Genomic DNA, 21,669 nt, shown 5'->3' on the forward strand with positions numbered 1-21,669 from the left:
CCCGGGGGAGTGCGGCGGCACGGTGCCGGGGCGTGTCACGATGGACGACGGCCCGCGCGATGCCGGCCGCCGCCGACGGGGAGGGAGAGCGAGCGCGTGCGCAGCGAACCGCCCAGTCCCAGTCCCGAGGTCCTCCCCGCCTGAGCCCCGGTCGCCGCGCGCGCCGGTGAGCTGCGCGGTGAGGACCTCCGCTGCGTCCTCGCCGTCCAGCGTCCCCCGGAGCCCCGTCATGGCCGACCGTCGCCTCGCGCCCCTGAGCGCCCTGTCCACCCTCGGGCGCCGTCCCCGTGCGACCACCCGCACCGTCGTCGTCGCGCCGCCGGCCGAGCCGGCGCACGAGGAGCGCCCGTCGCCGGTCGTCGACAACGCCGTCTACTCGACCGGCCGCCGGGTGGCCACGCCGGACTCGCCGGCCGAGAGCCACGAGTGGCTGGCCGAGGACCCCGACCGCCTGGTGTGGCTGGGCCTCTACCGTCCCGAGCCGGCCGAGCTGGGGGAGCTGGCCGAGCAGTACGACCTGCCCGAGCTCGCCGTCGAGGACGCCATCAAGGCCCACCAGCGGCCGAAGTTCGAGCGCTACGGCAGCACGCTCTTCGTCGTCCTCAAGGCCGCCCGGTACCTGGACGCGGCCGAGGAGGTCGAGTTCGGGGAGCTGCACCTGTTCCTCGGCCGGAACTTCGCCATCACCGTGCGGCACAGCGAGTCGCCGGACCTCTCGCGGGTCCGGCGGCGGCTGGAGAGCGAGCCGGACCTGCTCGAGAAGGGCAGCGAGGCGGTGCTGTACGCCATCCTCGACGCCGTCGTCGACGGGTACGCGCCGGTCGTCGCCGGGCTGGCCACCGACATCGACGAGATCGAGACCGAGGTGTTCCGCGGCGACCCCGGCGTCTCCCGGCGCATCTACGAGCTGTCGCAGGAGGTGCTGGAATTCCAGCGGGCCGCGCGACCGCTGACCGGCATCCTCGCCGCGATCACCGCCGGGTTCGACAAGTACGGCGTCGACGAGGAGCTGCGCAGCTACCTGCGCGACGTCGCCGACCACGTCGTCCAGGTCAACGAGCGGGTGGAGGGGTTCCGGCAGCAGCTGCGCGACATCCTCACCGTCAACGCGACCCTGGTGGCGCAGCGGCAGAACGAGGAGATCCGCGAGCTCACCGAGGCCTCGATCGCGCAGGGCGAGGAGGTCAAGAAGATCTCCGCGTGGGCGGCCATCCTCTTCGCGCCCACGCTGGTGGGCACGGTGTACGGGATGAACTTCCAGGACATGCCCGAGCTGTCGTGGCACCTGGGCTACCCGTTCGCCCTGGTGCTGATGCTGGGCGTGAGCCTGACGCTGTACGCCGTCTTCAAGCGCCGCGACTGGATCTGACGCCTCCGCCGCGCGTGCGCATGGGACCGGCCGGGGCGCCGGGGGAACAACCCGCTGGTGGTGCCGGTTAGGATGGGTGCACAACTGCACAGGGGGTGAATGGTCTCGACTGCGGTCGGGTGACCAGGGGAAGCGAGCCGAGGAAGCCGACGATGAGCTCGTTAACCACGCGTCGGAAAACACACAAGCGCCGACTCCAGTCAGCGCGAGTTCGCCCTCGCTGCCTAAGTAGCGAGGCGACTCTGTCAGCCCGGGTTCGTCATCGGCCCGGATCCTGGCATCAGCTAGATGACTCACCGTGAGCGCCGGTCGCGGGCGCGCGCGGGACACCGCACAGCGACTGGGCCCGTCACACCGACCTGTTCGCGGGATCGGTGGGGCCGAGCAGAGACGGAGCGGACTGCGCTCGGAGAAGCCCTGGGTATGCGTCGCAGGACGCGGGTTCGATTCCCGCCACCTCCACCCCGACGAGAGCCCGGGAGGACGTCGTCCTCCCGGGCTCTCGTGCGTCCGCGGCCCGGTGCTCAGCCGACGACCACGACGTCCTCGGTGAAGGCCGTCGTCAACCGCGGGTCGGCGAAGTTGTCGACGTCCTCGACGGCGGCGGCGAACTCCGCGGAGGTCCCCGCGGTGGCGAAGGCCTCCTGGTCGTCGAAGTACATGCTGGCCACCCCGAGGAACGGGGGCTCGCCCTCGGGCGCGGCCACGGCGTGCTGCTGCACGTAGCGGCGCACGCCCGGCACCTTCGCGGCGATCGGGCCGTGCGTCTCGCGCCAGTAGCGCAGCGCCTCCGCGCGGTCCATGCCGGGCTTCTCGTTGAGCACGAAGGTGACGGTGAACATCGTCGTTCCTGCCTCTCCGGTGGCCGCCGCAGCAGCGCGCGACGGTCGAGGTCGTCGGTACGGGAGGCAGACGCTAGCCCCGCCGGGCACCTGGTGCCCGCCGGGTGCGGGGGAGCCCCGCGCGGACGTCGTCCGCGCGGGGCCGCCGGCGGCCCGGGGCGGTCAGCCGCCGACGGGCGGGGTGGCCGGGACCGAACCGCCCGGCGCGTTGGGGGCCGCGCCCTGCCCCTGGGCGTCCTGCGCGTCCTGCGTGCCCACCAGTTCGCTCACCGCGTCGGTGGAGTCCCCGTCGTGCCGGTCGCGCCCCTTCGTGTCGTCGCTGCGGGGGTGGTCGACGGCGCTCTGTCGTTGCTCCACTGCACACCTGCCTCGGTCGGGTCCGGGACCTGGTCCTACCCCGGCCACCGCCGCGGTACCGCCCCGGTCGTGCTCCTGCGCCCGAGACCTCCCGTGCGTGCGGCGTGGCCCGAGCGGCGGGGCCGGCGGTCGGGGTGCTGGTCCGGCGGCGCCTGCCGGAGGTCACGCTGAGCTGGCCGGAGGCATGCCGGTCCGTCAGAGTGACGGTCGTCACCCCGCCCGAGGAGAGGGAGCCGCCGTGATCGAGAACGCCTTCTACACGCCCGAGGTGCAGGGCGCCTACCAGCTGCACTCCCTGGGCGGGTTCGACCTCGAGGAGGGCGGGCGGATCCCGGACCTGCGGCTGGCCTACGCCACCTACGGCGAGCTGAACGAGGCCAAGGACAACGCGGTCCTCATCCCCACCTGGTTCAGCGGCACGCACGCCACCTGGGAGCAGGTCTACATCGGCCCCGGCCGGGCGCTGGACCCGACGCGCTGGTTCATCATCGTGGTCAACCAGATCGGCAGCGGGCTGTCGACCTCGCCGCACAACACCGATGACGGGATCGGCATGTCGCGCTTCCCGCACGTCCGCATCGGCGACGACGTCCGCGCGCAGCAGCAGCTGGCCGCGGAGCTGTTCGGCATCGAGCGCTGGGCGCTGGTCGTCGGCGGGTCGATGGGAGCGCAGCAGACCTACGAGTGGGCGGTCCGCTACCCCGACCAGGTGCTGCGCGCCGCCCCGATCGCCGGCACCGCGCAGAACACCCCGCACGACTCCCTCTTCACCCGCACGCTCATGGAGGCGATCACGTCGGACCCCGGGTGGAACGGCGGTGAGTACCGGTCGCACACCGAGGTCGCCGACGGGCTGCGCCGGCACGCCGACATCTGGGCGGTCGTGGGCCTGTCGACCGAGTTCTGGAAGACCGAGTTCTGGCGCGGCGTGGAGCTGCCCGACGTCACCTGGTCGACGTTCGAGGAGTTCCAGGAGCGGTTCGTGCAGGCCACGTTCTGCGCCATGGACCCCAACGCGCTGCTGGTCATGGGCTGGAAGTGGCAGCGTGGCGACGTCGCCCGGCACACCGGCGGTGACCTCGCCGCGGCGCTGGGCCGCATCACCGCCAAGACCTTCGTCATGCCGATCGACGAGGACATGTTCTTCCCCGTCCGCGACTGCGCGGCCGAGCAGGCGCTCGTCCCGGGCAGCGAGCTGCGGGTGCTGCCGAGCATCGCCGGCCACTTGGGGCTCTTCGGCTTCGAGCAGACCTACCTGGCCGAGGTCGACCGCAACCTCGGCGAGCTCCTCGACGCCCGCGTCTGACCCGCGGGCAGGCGGCTCCCGCCGGGAGCCGCCTGCCCGCGACCCGTCCGGGCGTCGCCGGAATGACTCCACGGGCGTCCCGGTTGGTGCCCGGCGCCAGCGCCCGCCCGACCGAGGAGCCCCCGCATGACCACCTACGCCGTCACCGGCGCCACCGGACACCTCGGCCGCCGCGCCGTCGAGGAGCTGCTCGACCGCGGGGTCGCCGCGGGCGACGTCGTCGCCGTCGCCCGCCGTCCGGAGGCCGCCGACGGTCTCGCCGCCCGCGGCGTGCAGGTCCGCGAGGGCGACTACTCCCGTCCCGAGACCCTGCCCCCGGCGCTGGCCGGCGTCGACCTGCTGCTGCTGGTCTCCGGCAGCGAGCCCGGACAGCGGGTGGCCCAGCACCGGGCGGTGATCGAGGCGGCGGCCGCGGCCGGCGTGCAGCGGATCGTCTACACGAGCATCGCCCACGCCGACACCTCGACCAACCCGCTGGCCGAGGAGCACCGCGGCACCGAGGAGGTGCTGCGCGGAGCCGGAGTCCCGGCAACCGTGCTGCGCAACAGCTGGTACGTCGAGAACTACACGTCCCAGCTCGACAGCTACCTGGCCACCGGCGAGATGCTGGGCGCCGCGGGGGAGGGGCGGGTGTCGGCCGCGCCGCGCGCCGACTACGCCGTCGCGGCCGCCGCCGCCCTCCTCGCCGACGACGAGGGCACGGTCGTCCGCGAGCTCGGCGGCCCCGGGGTCACGCTCGCCGACCTCGCCGCCGCCGTCAGCGAGGTCACCGGCACCACCGTCCGCTACCGCGACCTGCCGGCCGAGGAGCTCGTCACCGCCCTGCAGGACGCCGGCCTCGACGCCGGCACCGCCGGGTTCGTCGCCGCCATCGACACCTCCATCGCCCGCGGCGAGCTCGACACCGGCGACGCCGACCTCGCCGCCCTGCTCGGCCGCCCGGTGACCCCGCTGGTCGAGGCCGTCCGGGCGGCACGGGGCTGACGACCCGGTCCCGGGCGCCGGCGTGGCGCGGCCGGCGCTGAGCCCGGCCGACGTCGCGGTGTTGCAGGAGGTCGACGTCTTCCCCGGCTCCCGCGGGCGCGGGAACGGGAACGCGCTGCTCGAGGCCCTCCGCCGGCTGCTCGTGGCCGAGGGCGTCACCCGGCTCGTCGTCGCCGCCGACGAGGGCGACTGGCCGCTGTCCTGGTACCGCCGCCGCGCCTTCACCGACGTCGCCCGCGTCCCGGCCACCACCGCCTGACCGCTCGCCGCCGGGCGGTCGCGCCCCGTGGATCCGCGCGGGGGCGCATCAGCTCCCGGCCGCCGCGCCTCCTCCTCCCGAGGGGTGAGGTCCGGCGCAGCGCTCCAGGTCCGCGCCGTCCGTGCCGATCCCCTGTGCACGGACGACAGGAGAGACCCATGAACCCCATCGCGTGCCGCGCCGTGGCGCAGGCCGGCCTGGTCGCGGCGACCGCCTCGGCCGACGACGAGCAGCCCTGGCCGCTGCTCCTGGTGGCCGGCTGGCACACCACCGCCGTCGACCTCGTGCTCCAGGACGGCCGGCTGGCCGACGCCCTGGCGGAGCTGGAGCTGCTGGTCTGACCGGTCGCGCGGCTACGCGCGCGCGAGGGAGAAGCTGCCGTCGGGGCCGTGCGAGCGGACCACCACGAGCACGTCCTCGCTCTGCAGCGTGCCGATCAGTGGGTCGTCGAAGCGCAGCGTGCGCCCGCCGCGGGTCACCGAGAGGACGACGTCGCGCAGGTCGCGGGGACCGAGCCCGACCTCCCCGGAGGTGACCACGCGCTGGGAGAGGTCGAGCCCCTGCCCGCCGGTGAGCAGGTCCTCGACGACGGACACCACCCGCGGGCTGTCGGTGGACAGGCCCAGCAGCCGGCCCGACGTCGCCGAGGTGGTGATCACCGTGTCGGCACCCGACTGACGCAGCAGCTGCGCGTTCTCCTCCTCGCGGACGCTGGTGGTGATCGGCACGGTGGGGTTGAGCTGGCGCACGGTGAGGGTGATGAGCACCGATGCGTCGTCGCGGTTGGCCGCCACGATCACCGCCCGCGCCCGCTCCACGTGCGCCCGGCGCAGCACGTCGGTGCGGCCGGCGTCGCCGACGATGCCGTTCAGGCCGATGGAGTTCGCCTCCTCGATGGCCCGGGGTTCGGCGTCGACGATGACGATGCTCTCCAGCGGGGTGCCGGTGGCCCGCAGCGAGCGGACGGCGCTGCGCCCCTTAGTGCCGTAGCCGCACACGATGACGTGCTGGCGCACGCGGGACCTCCAGCGTCGGATGCGGAACTCCTCGCGCGAGCGCGCGGTCAGCGCCTCGAGCGTCGTCCCGATGAGCACGATCAGGAACATGACGCGCAGCGGCGTGATGAACAGGATGTTCACCAGCCGCGCGCCCTCGGTGAGGGGCGTGATGTCGCCGTAGCCGGTGGTCGAGAGGGTGACCGTGGCGTAGTAGAAGGCGTCGAGCAGGTCGATGCCGACCTCGTCACCGTCGCGGTAGGCGTCGCGGTCCAGCCAGACGATGAAGACCGTCAGCGCCAGGAAGAACGCCGCGAGGGCCACCCGCCACAACACCTGCCGCACCGGCGACTGCTCGACGTGAGCGATCTGCACCCCGGTGTGCGGGTCCTCCGCCCCGTGTCCGCCCATCACGACGCGGACCCTAGCGATCGGAGGCGGTGGACACCGGCAGGCCGGCACCCACCGCCCCCGTTCGGGTCAGGCGCCGGCGGCCGCCCGCTCGCGGGCGGCCAGCTCCCGCTTGAGCACCTTGCCCGCCGCCGACACCGGGATGGCGTCGATGAAGACGACGTCGCGCAGCCGCTTGTAGTGCGTCACCCGGTCGTTCACCGCGGCCATGACCGACTCGGCGGTCAGCGCCGCCCCGGCGTCGTCGGCCCGGCGGACGACGTAGGCCACCGGCAGCTCCCCGGCACTCTCGTCGGGCCGGCCGACGACCGCCGCGCCGGCCACGCCGGGCACGCCGAAGAGGACCTCCTCGAGCTCGCGCGGGAACACGTTGTAGCCCTTGTAGAGCAGCATGTCCTTGGTGCGGTCGACGATCGCCAGGTAGCCGTCCTCGTCGAGGATGCCGACGTCGCCGGTGTGGAACCAGCCGTCGGCGTCGATGCTCTCCGCCGTCGCCTCGGGCCGGTGCGCGTAGCCGCGCATGACCTGGGGCCCGCGGATGCACACCTCGCCGCGCTCGCCCACCGGCAGCGGGTCGCCGCCGCCGAGCGGGCGGATGCTGATCTCGGTGTCGAACACCGGCACGCCCACCGTCCCGGCCTTGCGGGTGTCCGAGCGGAACGAGGGGTTGCCGGTGGCCTGCATGGTGACCTCGGTGAGCCCGTAGCCCTCGCCGATGACCGCGCCGGGCAGCAGCGCCTGCAGCCGCTCGATCAACGGCACCGGCAGGGGCGCGGCGCCGCTGGACACCCCGCGCACGGAGGAGAGGTCGGCGTCCTCGATGCCGGGCACCTGCAGCAGGGCCACGAACACCGGCGGCGCGCCGCCGATCGAGGTCACCCGGTGACGGACGGCGTCCTCCACGTACTCCACCGGGTCGAAGCGCATGTGGACGACCGTCGTCGTGCCGCCCATGACCATGCCGTTGAGGTAGCCGATCGCGCCCATGGCGTGGAACCACGGCGTCAGGTTGATCAGCCTGCCCTGGCCCAGGCGGACGGGGTACTCGTCCTCGTCGAGCACCTGGCGTACGGTGACGTCGCCGGCCTCGTCGAGCTCGGGCAGCGAGCCCGACGTCCAGCACGCCGACTGCAGCACGTTGGTGACGACGGTGCGGTGCGGCAGCTCCACGCCCTTGCTCACCCCGGTGGTGCCGCCGGTGTAGGCCAGGTGCGCGAGGTCGGCGACCGGGTCGATCCCGGCGTCGAGGTGCCGGTCGGTCGGGTCGGCGGCGAGCAGGTCGGCGAGGTCGACGTCGCTGCTCTCCAGGCGCTCGAGCCGGGACGCGAAGTCCAGGGTGTGCGCCTCGCCGGTGACGACGACGGTCCGCACCGGGCTGGCCGCCAGCGCGGGGCGGACGAGCGGCAGGACCTGGTCCCAGGTGACGAGCACCGTCGCGCCGGCGTCGGTGAGCTGGGCGGCGAGGTCGGCCGCGGGCAGCAGCGGGTTGGTGGGGGAGAAGACGGCGCCGGCCATCACCACGCCGTAGTAGACCGCCGGGTACTGGCGGCAGTTGGGGATGTGCACCGCGACGACGTCGCCGCGGCCGACGCCGTGGTCGGCCAGCCAGTTGGCGACGGCGGCCGCGCACTGCCCGAGCTCGGTGAAGGTCAGCTCGACGTCGTGGTCGACGAACGCCGTCCGCGTCCCCCAGCGGCGCACCGCCGCGCGCAGGATCGACCCCACCGGGACCAGGGGGTACTCCAGCGAGCGCGGCAGCCCGGGCGGCCAGCTGGCGGCGGCCGGGCCCTCCGTGGGGGTGGGTGCGGGTCGTACGGCGGTCATGCGGGTCCTTCCGTCCGGAACGGTCCCGGACAGCGTGGCTCAGCTCACAACCCGTTGTCGAGGTCCCGATCCGGAACCGGAGGGGCGGCGACGACGCGCAGGCGCTCGGTGTGGGCGCGCGGTCCGGCAGGGCTGACACGGGGGTGGGTCCGCGCGCACGACGCGCACGGACCCACCCCGGTACCGGGTCAGTCGCGGCGCCAGAGCCAGAAGCCGACCCCGGCGAACCACAGCGGCAGCAGGTACGTGACGATCCAGCTCACCGGTGGTGACGCGAGGCCGACGCAGAACGCCGCGCTGACGACGGCGAGGATCCGCGAGGCCCCGGTCGACCAGGCCGCGAGCGCCGTGGCGCCGGTGAGGGCCGCGCCCGTCCAGGAGGCGAGCGGGAAGACGACGTTCACCAGCAGCAGCGCGGTCTCCACGGCCGTCGCCGTGACCCCGGTGGTGAACACGCCCGTGCCGACGCCCACGGCCGCGGCGGGAGCCGTGAAGGCCGCCGCCAGCAGCAGCAGGTGCGAGCCGCCGAGGACCGGCAGCAACCGGACGGCCGCACCGTCGGTGTCCCTGCCCAGGCGCGCTGCCAGGCGGCCGACGATGACCAGGGCGAGGAGGGCGTACACCGCGAGGAGGAGCGCGGTCCGCGCCACGGGGACCTCGGCCAGCACTGCTGCTGCCGCCGCCGGCGTCGCCGCGCCGCGCAGCGGGTCCGCGTAGCTGGTCGCCGCCGCGACGGCAGCGGCGAGTGCTCCGGCCCCCGCGAGCGCGGGGACGAGTGGTCCGGACCCGCGCGGCCGGGTGCGCGGGGTGGCGAACGGCGTCGACGTCGTCATGGTGGCTCCTCGTCGGATGGGTCCATCGGGTGCCGTCCACGCTGGTGGTGGGCGCCGGCGGGTGCGTCCGCCGGCCGGGGGATCCAGCGGGGAGGTCTCCCGTCCGCGCCTCTGCCGGAGGGCAGAGGCGGGATCCGCCCACGGGCAGGTCCGCGCGGCCCTCCGCGGTCCTACGCTCCCGCCATGCCCGGCGTCAGGACGCGGTGGCACGCGCTGCCGCTGGTGGTGCGCGACGGCCTGCTGGCGCTCGTCCTGAGCGTCGTCGGCCAGGTGGAGCTGCTCGTGCAGGCCCACGAAGTGGTGGGGCCGCGGCTCCTGCAGCACGCGGCGTTCCTCGTGATGACGGCGAGCGTGGCAGCCCGCCGCACCCGCCCTCTGGCCGCCGCGGCCACCCTGGCGGCCGGGCTGGCCGGGCAGACCCTGCTGGGTGCGGCGCCCGCCGCCGCGGGGTACGTCGCGACGCTGGTGCTCACCTGGTCGGTGGCGCAGTACACCGACCGCCGCCGGGACGCGCTCCTCGGCCTGGCTGCGGTGCTCGCCGCGGTGGAGGTCTACCCGTTCGTGGCCGACGAGGTCACCCTCGGCGACGAGGTGGTCAACATCGCGGTGCCGGCTCTGGTGTGGTTCTTCGCCCGGCTGGCCCGCGAACGGCTCGACCGCGCGGTGCAGGCCGAGCGCGAGGCGCTGGCCGCCCGTGAGCGGGCCCGGGACGAGGGACGCCGGCGCGCTGACGCCGTCGCCGCCGAGCGCCGGCGCATCGCCCGGGAGATGCACGACGTCGTCGGGCACGGCGTCACGCTCATGCTGCTGCACGCCGACGCCGCGCAGGCCGGCCTCGCGGGACGGGAACCGGCAACCGCGCAGGCACTGGACGTCGTCCTCACCGCCGGGCGGACCGCGCTGGCCGACCTGCACCGGCTGCTGCGGGTCCTCCGGGCGGGCGAGGACCCGGACGACCGGCAGGCCGGTGGGCTGGCCGACGTCGACCGGCTCGTCGACGGCGCGGTCGCCGCGGGCCTGGCGGCGACCCTGGTCCGCGAGGGCGGTGACCACCTCGTGCCGGCGGCCGTCGGCGCGACCGCCTTCCGGGTGGTGCAGGAGGCCCTCACGAACGTGCTGAAGCACGCCCCCGGCGCCTGCGTGCAGGTGCGGCTGACGACCACGGGCAGCGCACTGGCGGTCGAGGTCGTCGACGACGGCGGGACGCGACCGGGAGCGGTGGGCGTGCCCGGCTTCGGGCTGGCCGGCATCCGGGAGCGGGTCGCCCTCTTCGACGGTCAGGCCGTCGCGGGGCCGCGCACCGACGAGCCGGGCTGGCAGGTGCGGGCGGTCCTGCCGCTGGCCGTCGGGGTGCCGGCCGCGGCATGAGCGTGCGGGTCGTGATCGCCGACGACGAGGCGCTGGTGCGCGCCGGCCTGCGGATGATCCTGGAGGCGGAGCCGGATCTCGAGGTGGTGGCCGAGGCCTCCGACGGCGGGGAGGCCGTCGCGCTGTGCCGGCAGCTGCGTCCCGACATCGCGCTCGTCGACGTCCGGATGCCGCGCGTCGACGGCATCACCGCCGCTCGGCGCATCGCGGCCGACCCCGAGGTGCCGACCGGCGTCGTCATGCTCACCACGTTCGACGCCGACGAGCTCCTGGTCGAGGCACTGCGTGCCGGAGCCCGCGGCTTCCTGCTCAAGTCGATGCCCCGCGAGCAGTTGGTCGCCGCGGTCCGGACGGCGGTCGGTGGCGACGCCCTGCTGGCACCGGAGCTGGTGCGGCGGCTGCTCGACGACCTGCTGACGCGCGCAGCGCCGGCGCCGCTGCCGGGGGTGGAGCAGCTCACCCCTCGGGAGGCGGAGGTGCTCCGGCTGATCGCCCGCGGCCTGTCCAACGCCGAGATCGCCGGGCGGCTCGTGCTGGGGGAGGGCACGGTCAAGACCCACGTCGCCCGCGTGCTGGCCAAGCTCGGCGTCCGGGACCGCGTCCAGGCGGTGGTCGCCGCCTACGAGTCCGGCCTGGTCCGCCCCGGCGACAGGTGAGCCGAGTGCCACGGGCGTGATCCCCGTGAGGTGGGGCCCGGTCCGGGCCGGCTCCACCTGCGGTGCGCGCGACGCTCCCGCTCGCGTCCGCGCCGCCGGGCTGGGATGGTCGCCAGGCCGGCGGCGACGGTCGCCGTCCGAGCCCGGGGGAGTGCACCCATGCCACGTGCCCACCGCCGGACCGTCGTGCTGAGCGCCGCGGTCCTCGCCGTCCCGCTGTTCCTGACCGGGCCGGCCACGGCCGCCCCACCGCCGGAGGTGGACGACGAGACCGGCGCCGGCGAGCTGCTGGTCATCGGCCACCGGGGCGCATCGGGGTACCGGCCCGAGCACACGCTGGCCTCCTACGAGCTGGCCGCCCGGATGGGCGCGGACTACATCGAGCCCGACGTGGTGAGCACCTCCGACGGCGTGCTGGTCACCCGCCACGAGAACGAGATCTCCGGGACGACCGACGTCGCCGAGCACCCCGAGTTCGCCGGCCGGCGCACGACGAAGACGATCGACGGCGTCGAGCTGACCGGCTGGTTCACCGAGGACTTCACCCTCGCCGAGCTGCGGACGCTGCGGGCGGTGGAGCGGCTGCCCGACATCCGCGGGGAGAACACGCTCTACGACGGGCTCTACCAGGTGCCGACGCTCGACGAGGTGCTCGAGCTGCGCGCGGAGCTCAGCCGCGAGCTGGGCCGCGAGATCGGCGTCTACGTCGAGACCAAGCACCCGACGTACTTCGACGGCATCGGGCTGTCGCTGGAGGAGCCGCTGCTGGCCGCGCTCGACGAGGCGGGGCTCGACCACCGTCGCTCGCCGGTGTTCATCCAGTCGTTCGAGACGACGAACCTGCGCGAGCTCGACCAGGTGGTCGACGTGCCACTCGTCCAGCTGCTCTCGGCGACCGGTGCGCCCGCCGACCTGGTGGCCGCCGGTGACCCGCGGACCTACGCCGACCTGTCCACCGCCGCGGGGCTGGCCGGCGTCGGGGAGTACGCCGACGGGGTGGGTCCGGAGAAGGCGCAGATCATCCCGCGCGAGGCCGACGGCACCCTCGGGGAGCCGACGTCCTTCGTGGCCGACGCGCACGCCGCGGACCTGCTCGTGCACCCCTACACGTTCCGCAACGAGAACACCTTCCTGCCCACGGAGCTGCAGGAGGGCGCGGCGCCCGACGACTACGGCCGGGCCATCGACGAGCAGCTGATCTTCTGGGAGACCGGCATCGACGGGCTCTTCACCGACAACCCCGACACCGGCGTCGTCTCGCGTGACCTGTTCCTGGACGAGGAGCAGGCGGCCGCCTGAGCCCCTGGCGATCGCGGCGCCGCGACCACCGATCCGGCCCCGGACGTGGTCGCGGCGCCGTGGTCGTCGGGAAGAGCGGGCGGCCACCGCGGCGTTGTCGTCGCACGTGAAGGTGGAGATCTGGTCCGACGTCGTCTGTCCCTGGTGCCACATCGGCAAGCGCCGCTTCGAGGCCGCCCTGGCCCGCTTTCCGCACCGCGACGCCGTCGAGGTGGAGTGGAAGGCGTTCGAGCTCGACCCGGGTGCGCCCTCGGCCCCCGCCGGCGAGGCGGTGTCGTCCACCGAGTACGCCGAGCGGCTGGCCCGCAAGTACGGCACCTCGGTCCCGAGCGCGCAGCAGATGACCGACCACATGACCCAGCAGGCCGCCGCCGAGGGCCTGGACTTCCGGTTCGACCGCGCGGTGCGCGCCAACACCTTCGACGCCCACCAGGTGATCCACCTGGCCGCCGAGCGCGGGGTGCAGGACGCCGTCAAGGAGCGGCTGCTGACCGCGTACTTCAGCCAGGGCGAGGCGGTCGGCGACCGCGAGACGCTCGTCCGGCTCGCCGCCGAGGCGGGGCTGTACGCCGACGAGGTGCGCGCGGCGCTGGAGGAGCAGCGCTACGCGGGCGCGGTCCGGGCCGACGAGGCCGAGGCGCAGGCGCTGGGCATCAGCGGCGTCCCGTTCTTCGTCGTCGACCGGAAGTACGGCGTCAACGGCGCGCAGCCGGCCGACGACCTGCTGCAGGTGCTCGAGCGGGCGTGGGCCGAGCGCACCCCGCTCATCCCGGTGATCAGCGGCGGCGAGGTCTGCGGCCCCGACGGCTGCACCGTCTGAGAAAGGACCTCCCTGCCCCCCGCCCCTCGCAGGCCCGCGGCGGGCCCCTGCAGGGAGGCCGGGGTCACACCACCGGTTCGGCGACCAGGGAGCCGGCCGAGTGCTCCTCGCGCAGCCGGGTCTTGAGCACCTTCCCGCTGGGGTTGCGCGGCAGTGCGCCGACGATCGAGTACTCCCGCGGGTTCTTGTAGCGGGCCAGCCGCTCGCGGCACCACGCGGTGAGCTCCTCCGGCGTCGGGGGGTCGGCCGGGTCCCGCGGGGCGACGACGGCCAGCGGCGCCTCCCCGTAGCGCGCGTCGGGGACGCCGATCAGCGCGACCTCGGCGACCTTCGGGTGGGCGGCCAGCACGTCCTCGACCTCGGCGCAGTACACGTTCTCGCCGCCGGTGATGATCATGTCCTTCTTGCGGTCGACCACGTAGTAGTAGCCGTCCTCGTCCTGCCGCACCAGGTCGCCGGAGTGGAACCAGCCGCCGGCGAAGGCCTCCGCGGTCGCCTCGGGCTTGTTCCAGTACTCCTCCATCACCATCGGGCTGCGGTAGACGATCTCGCCCACCTCGCCCCGCGGGACGTCGTCCATCGCCTCGTCGACCACGCGGACCTCGACGTTGAGCATCGGCGTCCCGATCGAGCCGATCTTGCGCACCGAGTCCTCGCCGCGCAGGAAGCAGGTCACCGGGCTGCACTCGGTCTGTCCGAACGCGGTGACCACCTCGGCCTGCGGGAACGTGTCGATCATCGTGCGCAGCAGCGTCGTCGACGCCGGGGCCGCGCCCCAGGAGATCCGCCGCAGCGAGGACAGGTCGCGGTCGGCGATCCCGGGCACGGCGACCACCGCGGCCCACATCGCCGGCACCAGGAAGATGCTGCTCACGCGCTCCCGCTCGATGAGGTCGAGCGTGGCCACCGGGTCGAAGCCGCCGGACCGGAGGATCACGTGGGTGCCGCCGAGCAGCAGCGGCGGCAGGCCGCCGGCCAGGCCGGCGATGTGGAACAGCGGCGCACCCGGCACACCCACCCGGTCGTCGGGGTTCCAGCCGAGGTGGGTGACCTGGCTGAACACGTGCATGAGCAGGTTGTGGTGGGTGAGCACGGCGCCCTTGGGGCGGCCGGTCGTGCCCGAGGTGTACATGATGAACGCGGGGGAGCTCTCGTCGACCTCGACGTCGAGCGGCTCGGCTGACGCCGCGGCGATCGCCTCCTCGAGGTCCCCGCCGATGGTGAGCACCGTCTGCAGCCCCGGGGCCTGCTCGCGGGCCTTGGCGGCCACCTCGGCCAGGCCGGTGTCGACGACGAGCGCGGTGGCGCCGGAGTCGGCGAGCACGTAGGCCACCTCGTCGGCGACCAGCCGGAAGTTCACCGGGACGACGACGGCGCCCAGCCGGACGCCGGCCAGGTGGGCCTCCCACACCTCCATCGAGTTCAGGCCCAGCACCGCCACGCGGTCGCCCGTGCCGACGCCGCGGTCGGCCAGGACGCGGGCCAGCCGGGTGACCCGCTCGTCGACCTCGGCGTAGGTGCGCCCGCCGCCCTCGAAGCGCAGCGCCCAGGCGTCCGGGGTCCGGCGGGCCCAGCGGGCGAGCTGGTCGGCCGCCGTCATGCCACGGCCCTGCAGGGTGGGGATCGGGGCGCTCACGGGTCCTCCTCGGTCGGGGTGTGACGCGCGTCATGCTGCTGGGCGCCCGAAGCGGCGGTCAACCCTGACCGGACCGGACGCGGGGTCAGCCCGGGGGGAAGAGCATCCGGGCGGCGAGCCGCTTCCACAGCGCCAGGTGCGGGTCGGTGGCCGCCGGGCGGTCGGCGAAGGCGTACACGCAGGCCACGCCGCGCATGCTGGTGAACAGCAGCTCGCACAGCTCGGCGTACAGCGGCGCGGCGGCGACCTCCGGGCCCCAGATCCCGTCGGCCACCCGGCGGATCGCCGCGCGCAGCCGGCGCTCCTCGACCTGCAGCGCCGCGCGCAGCCCCGGGTCGGTGCGCGCCGCCGTCCACAGCTCCATCGCCGCCCAGAAGGGTGGCTCGTGGAAGGTCGCCCACAGCAGGTCGATGGCGCGGTCGACCCGCTCGGGCCCGGGCGGCTGGTCGGCCATCAGCGCCGCCGCGCGCCGCTCGACCCCGGCCAGCAGCGTCGTCGACAGGTGGGCGGCGGCGGCCACGAGCAGCTCGGCGCGCGAGGGGAAGTGGTGCAGCAGCCGGCCGCGCGACACCCCGGCCCGGGCCTGGACGGCGAGGGTGGAGGCGCCCGCGTAGCCGTCCTCGACCAGGCAGGCGACGGCGGCGTCGAGGATCAGCGCCCGGCTGCCGGCCGAGCGCGCCGAACGGGTCGGCGGCGGTCCCTCGCCGGGCACGGGGGCGGTCACCCGGCGCAGGGTAGGCGTGACACGCGTCCGCCAACAGTCACCGTTGACCGTTCGGGGTGACCGCTGTCACGCTGCGGCGGTCCCGCCGACGACGAGAGGTGCTGCCCGTGGACTTCGACGACACCCCCGACGAGGCCGCCTACCGCGCGCAGGTGCGCGCCGTGCTGCAGGAGCACGACGCCGAGCTGCTGCACGTGCGGCCGGGCGAGTCGGCCGACGCGCGGCTGCGGGAGGCCGAGCTGCGCGCCACCCAGCGGGTGCTCGCCGACGCCGGGCTGGTCGGCGTCACCTGGCCCCGGGAGTACGGCGGGCAGGGCGGCACGTTGGTGCAGCAGGCGATCGTGGCCCAGGAGCTCTCCCGCGCCCGGGTGCCCACGCTGATCAACCACATCGGCATCGGCATGTGCGGGCCCACCGTCATCGCGCACGGCAGCGACGACCAGCGCTCCCGCTACCTCGCCCGGCTGCTGCGCGCCGACGACGTGTGGTGCCAGCTGTTCAGCGAGCCGGCGTCGGGCTCGGACCTCGCGGCGCTGCGCACCTCCGCCGTCCGCGACGGCGAGGACTGGGTGGTCAACGGCCAGAAGGTCTGGACGACGCTCGCGCACGTCGCCGACCACGGCATCCTGCTCACCCGCACCGACCCCGAGCGGCCCAAGCACGCCGGGCTGACGATGTTCGTCGTCGACATGCACGCCCCCGGCGTCACCGTGCGGCCGCTGCGCCAGATGAGCGGGGACGCCGGGTTCAACGAGGTGTTCTTCGACGACGTCCGCATCCCCGACTCCGAGCGGCTCGGCGAGCCCGGCGAGGGCTGGCGGGTGGCGCTGACGACGCTGATGAACGAGCGGGTGGCCATCGGCGGCGCCGGCAGCGACATCGGCCAGTCCGCGGAGGCGCTGGCCGCGCACGCCCGCGACCGGCTGCCCGCCCTCGACCCCGAGCGCCAGGTGCTGGCCCGGCAGGCGGTGGGTCGCGCGCTGGTGGCCTCGCTCGCCACCCGCTACACCGGCTACCGCCGGTTCACCACGCTGTCGCAGGGCGGCGTGCCCGGGCCGGAGGCCAGCGCCGGCAAGCTCGGCGGCACCGCCGCGGCCCGGCTGGTCTCCGACGCCGGCGTCCGGCTGCTCGGGGACGACGCGGTCCACGCGGCCACCGCCGACGGCGACGAGACCTGGCAGAAGGCGGCGGCCTACGTGCCCGGCATCGCCATCGCCGGCGGCACCGACCAGGTGCTGCGCAACATCCTCGGCGAGCGGGTGCTGGGCCTCCCCTCCGAGCCGCGCACCGACAAGACCGCTCCGTTCTCGGGAGGACGCAGGTGAACTTCGACCTCTCCGACGACCAGCGCGACGCCGCCGCCGGCGCGCGCGCGTTCTACACCGGCTCGGTGTCGCTGTCCGCGGCCCGCGCGGCGCTCGAGGGCGACGGTGCGCCCGCGCCCGGCCGCAAGGCGCTGGCCGACATCGGCTTCCTCGGCATCACCGTGCCCGAGTCGGCCGGCGGAGCGGGCGGCAGCGTGCTCGACCTCGCCGTGGTCGCCGAGCAGGGCGGCGCGGTGCTGGCCGGGCCGTCCCTGGTGACCGCGGCCCGGGCGGCGGTGCTGCTGGAGGGCGCACCCGACCTCGCCGCGCAGCTCGCCGACGGCTCGGCCGCGATCGCCGTGCTCGACGGGCCGGTCACCGGCTCGGCGCCGTCGGTCGACGCCGCCGACGCCACGCTGTTCCTCGGCCTCGACGACGGCGCGCTCGTCGTCGGCGAGGGCGAGGTGGTGCGCGGCCGGCCGCTGGACGCCACCCGCGGCCTGGCCTCGGTGCGGCTGACCTCCCGGCGGGTGCTGGTCGAGGACGCCGCCGAGCTGTGGGCCCGCGCCCGCGCGGTGGGCGCGGTGGTCATGGCCGCCGAGGACCTCGGGGCGGCCGACCGGGCGGTGCTCATGGGCGTCGACTACGCCCGGCAGCGCGAGGCGTTCGGCCGGGTCATCGGCTCCTACCAGGCGGTGAAGCACATGCTCGTCGACGCCTGGGTGGGCGTGGACCAGCTGCGCTCGCTGGTGTGGTGGGCGGCCTGGGCGGCCGACTCGGCACCCGCGGAGCTGCCACTGGCCGCCTCCGCCGCGAAGGCCTACGCCGCGGAGGTGTTCGAGCGGGCCGCCGAGACGGTGGTGCAGGTGCACGGCGGGATCGGCTTCACCTGGGAGCACGACGCCCACCTGTACTGGCGCCGCGCCAAGGTCGACCGGCTGCTGCTCGGGGACGCCGCCGAGCACCTCGACGCCGTCGCCCGGCTCGCCGTCGCCGGCGCCCTGGGATGACCCCCGAGCAGCTGCGGTACGAGGTCGCCGACGGCGTCGCCACCCTCACCCTGCACCGGCCGGGGAAGCTGAACGCCTTCACCCCCGGGATGGCCGCCGAGCTCGCGCAGGCCGCGGCGGCCGCCGACGCCGACGACGCGGTACGGGTCGTCGTCGTCACCGGGGCCGGGCGGGCGTTCTGCGCCGGCGCCGACCTGAGCTCGGGGTCCGGCTCCTTCGCCGACCGCGCGCGGCCGGTCCCCACCGACGGCGGGGGCCCCGGCCGGGGCAGCATCGACGGCCTCCCGCGGGACTGGGGCGGCGTCGCCGCACTGCCCTTCGCCGCACTGCGCAAGCCGGTGATCGCCGCGGTCAACGGCCCGGCGGTCGGCATCGGCGCCACGATGACCCTGCCGATGGACGTGCGGATCGCCGCGGAGTCGGCCCGGTTCGGGTTCGTCTTCACCCGCCGCGGCATCGTGCCGGAGGCCGCGTCCTCGTGGTTCCTGCCGCGGGTGGTCGGCATCAGCCAGGCGATGGAGTGGGTGGCCACCGGGCGGGTGTTCGACGCCGCCGAGGCGCTGCGCGGGCGGCTGGTGTCGCGGGTGGTGCCCGACGCCGAACTGCTGCCCACCGCGTACGCGCTGGCCCGCGAGATCGCCGACAACACCTCCGGGGTCGCCGTCGCCGCCGCCCGGCAGATGCTGTGGTCGATGCTCGGCGCGGCCTCGCCGTGGGACGCCCACCGGGTGGAGACGCGGGCGCTGCTCGAGCTCTACGGCGGGCCCGACGTCGCCGAGGGCGTGGCCGCCTTCCTCGACAAGCGGGCGCCGGAGTTCACCGCCCCGCTCGGCCATGGCGAGGTCGCCGGGGTCCCGCGCTGGCCGGCACCGCCGGAGGACGCCGTCCTCGGCTGACAGTGAGGGACGGGGCCGGGCTCAGTCCGGGTCGAGGTGGCGCAGCAGCGTCTCGCCGATGTCGCGCACCGCGGCGACCTGCTCGGGGGAGAGCTGGTCGAACAGGTGGGTGCGCACGCCCTCGACGTGCACCGGCGCGGCGGCCTCCAGCGCGGCGAACCCGTCGTCGGTGAGGACGGCGAGCAGGCCGCGGCCGTCCTCGGCGCACTCCTGCCGGCGCACCCAGCCGCGCTCCTCCAGCCGTGAGACGGCGTGGGAGAGCCGGCTGCGGGAGGACAGGCAGCGGTCGGCGAGCTCGCTCATCCGCATCTGCCGGCCCGGCGTCTCCGACAGCTGGACGAGGATCTCGTAGTAGGCGTGCGGGATGCCGGTCGCCCGGGTGAGCTCGCGGTCGAGCCGGTCGTGCAGCAGCTGGGTGCTGTAGAGCCAGGCCCGCCAGGCCCGCTGCTCCTCGGCGTCGAGCCAGCGTGTCCCGCCGGCGGGCAGTCCCGCGCCGCCGGCGGGCGACACCTCCGTCGTCATGTCCCCAGGGTACTAGCGGAATAGATGAGCACTCAACTACGCTGTGCAGGTAGAAGGTAAAACGCTCAATCACCTGGAGTCCCCATGACCAGCACCACCGCCGTCCGGATCCCCGGCTACCTCGCCGGCACCTGGGACATCGACGCCGCCCACTCGACCGTCGGCTTCTCCGTCCGGCACATGATGGTCAGCAAGGTCCGCGGCTACTTCACGCGCTTCTCCGGCGAGATCGTCACCGCCGCGGACCCGGCGCAGTCCTCGGTCACCGCGACCATCGACATGGACTCGATCGACACCCGCCAGGAGCAGCGCGACGCGCACATCCGCTCGGCGGACTTCTTCGACGTCGGCAACCACACCGTGATGACCTTCCGCTCCACCGGCGTCGTGGCCGACGGTGACGACTGGACCGTCGAGGGCGACCTGACCATCAAGGGCATCACCAAGCCGGTCACCCTGGCCCTCGAGCTCAACGGCTTCGGCCCGGACGCCTACGGCGGCACCCGCGCCGGCTTCAGCGCCAAGACCTCCATCTCCCGCAAGGCCTACGGCGTCGACATCGACATGCCGATGGACGGCGGCGGCGTGGTCGTCGGCGACAAGATCGACGTCGAGCTCGAGATCGAGGCCGTGCTCCGCACCGCCTGAGGAAGGACCACCCTTCCCCCACGCCTCGCTCCGCTCGGCGCGGGCCCCTGAAGGGCGGCCGTTCCAGCACGTCACCGGGCCCCGGACGCGCAGAGCGTCCGGGGCCCTGTCGCGTCCGGGGGCGTGCCGCCAGGATCTCCGGGGTGAGCGTCGCGCGGACGGTCCCCCTGGCCACGACCGTCGAAGGGCAGGGGCCGCCCCTGCTCCTCGTGCACGGCCTCGCCGAGGACCGGTCGTTCTGGGACCCACTGGTCCCGGCGCTGGCCGGGTCCGCCACCGTCGTCCGGATGGACCTGCGGGGCCACGGCGACTCACCCGACGGCGACGGCTACGAGCTCGCGGACATGGCCGACGACGTCCAGGCTGCCTGGGCCGCGACCGGGCTGCAGGGTCTCCCCCTGGTGGTCGGGCACAGCCTGGGCGGGCTGGTCTCCTGCGTCCACGCCGGGCGGCATCCCACCCGCGGGCTCGTCCTCGTGGACCTGCCGCTGACCCTGGCCCGCCTGCGGGAGAGCGTGCGGACGGCCGTGTCGATGGTCGAGCAGATCGGCTTCGACGCCGTCATGGCGGCGGTGTTCGAGTGGGGCCGCGGCGCCATGGACGACGAGACGACGGCCGCCCTCGCCCGGCGCCGCCGGTTCCGGCAGGAGGTCGTCCTGGCGACCTGGGCGCTCTACCTCGAGGGGACGCCGGAGTCGCTGACCGCGCTCGCCGAGGGCATCGCCGCGGGGATGACCGTGCCGGTGCTCGCGCTGCACGGCCGCGACCCGGGACCGGGGTACGCCGCGTGGCTGGCCGACCGGGTGCCCACCGCGACCCTCGAGGTCTGGACCGACGAGCGGGGCCGTCCCCTGGGCCACCACCTGCACCTCGTGGCGCCCGAGCGCTTCCTCGCGCGGGTGCAGGAGTTCGCCGCGACCTGCTGACGAGGAACCGCTACGCCGCCGCGGGGTCGAGCAGCTGGAACAGCACATGGTCCTGCCAGCGGCCGGCGATGCGCAGGTACCGCCGCGCCAGGCCGTACCGGGAAGTCTCGGTCCGCATTGGCGATCTCCAGCAGCGCCGGGGCGTCGGCGGGATCCAGGAGGCGCGCGGCGGTCACCGCCGGACCCCCGCAGGGCCCGCGCGGATCCGGGGACACTGGGGGCATGACGACGTCCGCGCTGACCCGTGCCCGCACCCGGCTGTCCTCCGCCGCCCTCGTCGCCGTCGGGCTGGCGGCCGGCTTCGGCGTCGCGCAGGGCACCGGCATCCGCGCCCTGGGTGGTGCGGTGTTCCTCGCCGGCGGGCTGGGCGCGGGCCGGCTGTGGGTGCAGCGTCGCGGCTGGGCGGTCGCGCTCGGACTGGGAGCCCTCTACGTCGGCGCGTTCGTCCTCGCGCACGTGCTCGCCCTCGGCGTCGGGCTGTCGGCCTGGCTGGCGGTCGGCCTGGTGACGCTGGCCGCCGCCGGCGTGAGCTACGCGGTGGCCGACCGGCCGCGGCCCGGGGAGCTCACCCGCTGACCACCCCGCTGACCACCCCGGTGGGCCGCCCGGGCCCGTGAGCCTGCTCACGGATGGCCGCTGTCACGGGTGGTCGGGTCTCCGTGGCGGCAGGGGAGCACCGG

Annotated in this window: 23 protein-coding genes and 1 other RNA gene; 16 read left to right on the forward strand and 8 right to left on the reverse strand. The window is 75.0% G+C overall.

The features are described 5' to 3' along the window. Window positions 1–229 precede the first annotated feature (229 nt). Window positions 230–1,369, forward strand: a complete 1,140-nt coding sequence (locus tag ACWIZO_RS12850; protein ID WP_448642815.1) for a magnesium and cobalt transport protein CorA — start codon at window positions 230–232, stop codon at window positions 1,367–1,369. Window positions 1,370–1,460: 91 nt separating this feature from the next. After that, window positions 1,461–1,834, forward strand: a transfer-messenger RNA (tmRNA) gene (gene ssrA, locus ACWIZO_RS12855). Between the two features lie 59 nt (window positions 1,835–1,893). Here ssrA and ACWIZO_RS12860 read toward each other — a convergent pair. Continuing rightward, window positions 1,894–2,211, reverse strand: coding sequence for an EthD family reductase (locus ACWIZO_RS12860; RefSeq protein ID WP_448642816.1), 318 nt, complete (start codon window positions 2,209–2,211; stop codon window positions 1,894–1,896). A gap of 162 nt (window positions 2,212–2,373) precedes the next feature. Continuing rightward, on the reverse strand, window positions 2,374–2,568 hold the full coding sequence (locus ACWIZO_RS12865; protein ID WP_448642817.1) for a hypothetical protein: 195 nt from the start codon (window positions 2,566–2,568) through the stop codon (window positions 2,374–2,376). Between the two features lie 238 nt (window positions 2,569–2,806). On the opposite strand from ACWIZO_RS12865, the gene ACWIZO_RS12870 reads away from it, so the two are divergent. The 4 genes from ACWIZO_RS12870 (at window position 2,807) to ACWIZO_RS12885 (ending at window position 5,458) form a co-directional block, all read left to right on the forward strand. Then, window positions 2,807–3,874, forward strand: coding sequence for an alpha/beta fold hydrolase (locus ACWIZO_RS12870; protein ID WP_448642818.1), 1,068 nt, complete (start codon window positions 2,807–2,809; stop codon window positions 3,872–3,874). A gap of 126 nt (window positions 3,875–4,000) precedes the next feature. Then, complete coding sequence (locus tag ACWIZO_RS12875) at window positions 4,001–4,858, forward strand: NAD(P)H-binding protein (RefSeq protein WP_448642819.1); 858 nt, start codon at window positions 4,001–4,003, stop codon at window positions 4,856–4,858. A 22-nt stretch (window positions 4,859–4,880) separates the two neighbouring features. Then, on the forward strand, window positions 4,881–5,117 hold the full coding sequence (locus ACWIZO_RS12880) for a hypothetical protein (protein WP_448642820.1): 237 nt from the start codon (window positions 4,881–4,883) through the stop codon (window positions 5,115–5,117). A gap of 158 nt (window positions 5,118–5,275) precedes the next feature. Next, entirely contained in the window at window positions 5,276–5,458 is a 183-nt protein-coding gene (locus ACWIZO_RS12885; protein WP_448642821.1) for a hypothetical protein, read from the forward strand. Between the two features lie 12 nt (window positions 5,459–5,470). On the opposite strand, the gene ACWIZO_RS12890 is transcribed toward ACWIZO_RS12885, so the two are convergent. The 3 genes from ACWIZO_RS12890 to ACWIZO_RS12900 all read right to left on the reverse strand — a co-directional run bounded on the left by ACWIZO_RS12890 (window position 5,471) and on the right by ACWIZO_RS12900 (window position 9,180). Then, window positions 5,471–6,523 carry a potassium channel family protein gene (locus ACWIZO_RS12890; RefSeq protein WP_448642950.1) on the reverse strand — a complete coding sequence of 351 codons (1,053 nt, stop codon included), beginning with the start codon at window positions 6,521–6,523 and terminating at the stop codon, window positions 5,471–5,473. Window positions 6,524–6,592: 69 nt separating this feature from the next. Then, window positions 6,593–8,347 carry a class I adenylate-forming enzyme family protein gene (locus ACWIZO_RS12895; RefSeq protein WP_448642822.1) on the reverse strand — a complete coding sequence of 585 codons (1,755 nt, stop codon included), beginning with the start codon at window positions 8,345–8,347 and terminating at the stop codon, window positions 6,593–6,595. A 188-nt stretch (window positions 8,348–8,535) separates the two neighbouring features. After that, entirely contained in the window at window positions 8,536–9,180 is a 645-nt protein-coding gene (locus ACWIZO_RS12900; RefSeq protein WP_448642823.1) for a hypothetical protein, read from the reverse strand. Window positions 9,181–9,363: 183 nt separating this feature from the next. Between ACWIZO_RS12900 and ACWIZO_RS12905 the strand changes: the two genes are divergently transcribed. From ACWIZO_RS12905 to ACWIZO_RS12920, 4 genes are all read left to right on the forward strand, one after another. Further along, on the forward strand, window positions 9,364–10,548 hold the full coding sequence (locus tag ACWIZO_RS12905; RefSeq protein WP_448642824.1) for a sensor histidine kinase: 1,185 nt from the start codon (window positions 9,364–9,366) through the stop codon (window positions 10,546–10,548). Beyond that, window positions 10,545–11,204, forward strand: a complete 660-nt coding sequence (locus tag ACWIZO_RS12910) for a response regulator (protein ID WP_448642825.1) — start codon at window positions 10,545–10,547, stop codon at window positions 11,202–11,204. The genes ACWIZO_RS12905 and ACWIZO_RS12910 overlap by 4 nt, the downstream gene beginning before the upstream one ends. 159 nt (window positions 11,205–11,363) lie before the next feature. Beyond that, window positions 11,364–12,503, forward strand: coding sequence for a glycerophosphodiester phosphodiesterase (locus ACWIZO_RS12915; RefSeq protein WP_448642826.1), 1,140 nt, complete (start codon window positions 11,364–11,366; stop codon window positions 12,501–12,503). Between the two features lie 106 nt (window positions 12,504–12,609). After that, window positions 12,610–13,323, forward strand: coding sequence for a DsbA family oxidoreductase (locus ACWIZO_RS12920; RefSeq protein ID WP_448642827.1), 714 nt, complete (start codon window positions 12,610–12,612; stop codon window positions 13,321–13,323). Window positions 13,324–13,387: 64 nt separating this feature from the next. Here ACWIZO_RS12920 and ACWIZO_RS12925 read toward each other — a convergent pair whose 3' ends face one another. Then, window positions 13,388–14,959 (reverse strand): long-chain-fatty-acid--CoA ligase, encoded by a 1,572-nt coding sequence (locus ACWIZO_RS12925; protein ID WP_448642828.1) that lies wholly within the window; start codon window positions 14,957–14,959, stop codon window positions 13,388–13,390. 85 nt (window positions 14,960–15,044) lie between these two features. Further along, window positions 15,045–15,683: a TetR/AcrR family transcriptional regulator gene (locus ACWIZO_RS12930; protein ID WP_448642829.1), complete on the reverse strand. Its 639-nt coding sequence runs from the start codon at window positions 15,681–15,683 to the stop codon at window positions 15,045–15,047. Between the two features lie 107 nt (window positions 15,684–15,790). On the opposite strand from ACWIZO_RS12930, the gene ACWIZO_RS12935 reads away from it, so the two are divergent. From ACWIZO_RS12935 to ACWIZO_RS12945, 3 genes are read left to right on the forward strand one after another with little or no spacing between them, the layout of a single operon-like run. Then, window positions 15,791–17,008, forward strand: a complete 1,218-nt coding sequence (locus ACWIZO_RS12935; RefSeq protein WP_448642830.1) for an acyl-CoA dehydrogenase family protein — start codon at window positions 15,791–15,793, stop codon at window positions 17,006–17,008. After that, complete coding sequence (locus tag ACWIZO_RS12940; RefSeq protein WP_448642831.1) at window positions 17,005–17,997, forward strand: acyl-CoA dehydrogenase family protein; 993 nt, start codon at window positions 17,005–17,007, stop codon at window positions 17,995–17,997. The genes ACWIZO_RS12935 and ACWIZO_RS12940 overlap by 4 nt, the downstream gene beginning before the upstream one ends. Further along, window positions 17,994–18,893 carry an enoyl-CoA hydratase-related protein gene (locus tag ACWIZO_RS12945; RefSeq protein WP_448642832.1) on the forward strand — a complete coding sequence of 300 codons (900 nt, stop codon included), beginning with the start codon at window positions 17,994–17,996 and terminating at the stop codon, window positions 18,891–18,893. Before ACWIZO_RS12940 ends, ACWIZO_RS12945 begins: the two co-directional genes overlap by 4 nt. A gap of 21 nt (window positions 18,894–18,914) precedes the next feature. Here ACWIZO_RS12945 and ACWIZO_RS12950 read toward each other — a convergent pair whose 3' ends face one another. Continuing rightward, window positions 18,915–19,415: a MarR family winged helix-turn-helix transcriptional regulator gene (locus tag ACWIZO_RS12950; RefSeq protein WP_448642833.1), complete on the reverse strand. Its 501-nt coding sequence runs from the start codon at window positions 19,413–19,415 to the stop codon at window positions 18,915–18,917. Window positions 19,416–19,499: 84 nt separating this feature from the next. Here ACWIZO_RS12950 and ACWIZO_RS12955 point away from each other — a divergent pair, with 84 nt between their 5' ends. The 3 genes from ACWIZO_RS12955 to ACWIZO_RS12965 all read left to right on the forward strand — a co-directional run bounded on the left by ACWIZO_RS12955 (window position 19,500) and on the right by ACWIZO_RS12965 (window position 21,565). Next, window positions 19,500–20,063, forward strand: a complete 564-nt coding sequence (locus tag ACWIZO_RS12955) for a YceI family protein (protein WP_448642834.1) — start codon at window positions 19,500–19,502, stop codon at window positions 20,061–20,063. A 143-nt stretch (window positions 20,064–20,206) separates the two neighbouring features. Beyond that, window positions 20,207–20,989 (forward strand): alpha/beta fold hydrolase, encoded by a 783-nt coding sequence (locus ACWIZO_RS12960; RefSeq protein WP_448642835.1) that lies wholly within the window; start codon window positions 20,207–20,209, stop codon window positions 20,987–20,989. A 222-nt stretch (window positions 20,990–21,211) separates the two neighbouring features. Further along, window positions 21,212–21,565, forward strand: coding sequence for a hypothetical protein (locus tag ACWIZO_RS12965; RefSeq protein WP_448642836.1), 354 nt, complete (start codon window positions 21,212–21,214; stop codon window positions 21,563–21,565). Window positions 21,566–21,669: the final 104 nt, after the last annotated feature.

Source organism: Geodermatophilus sp. URMC 63 (assembly GCF_053502565.1).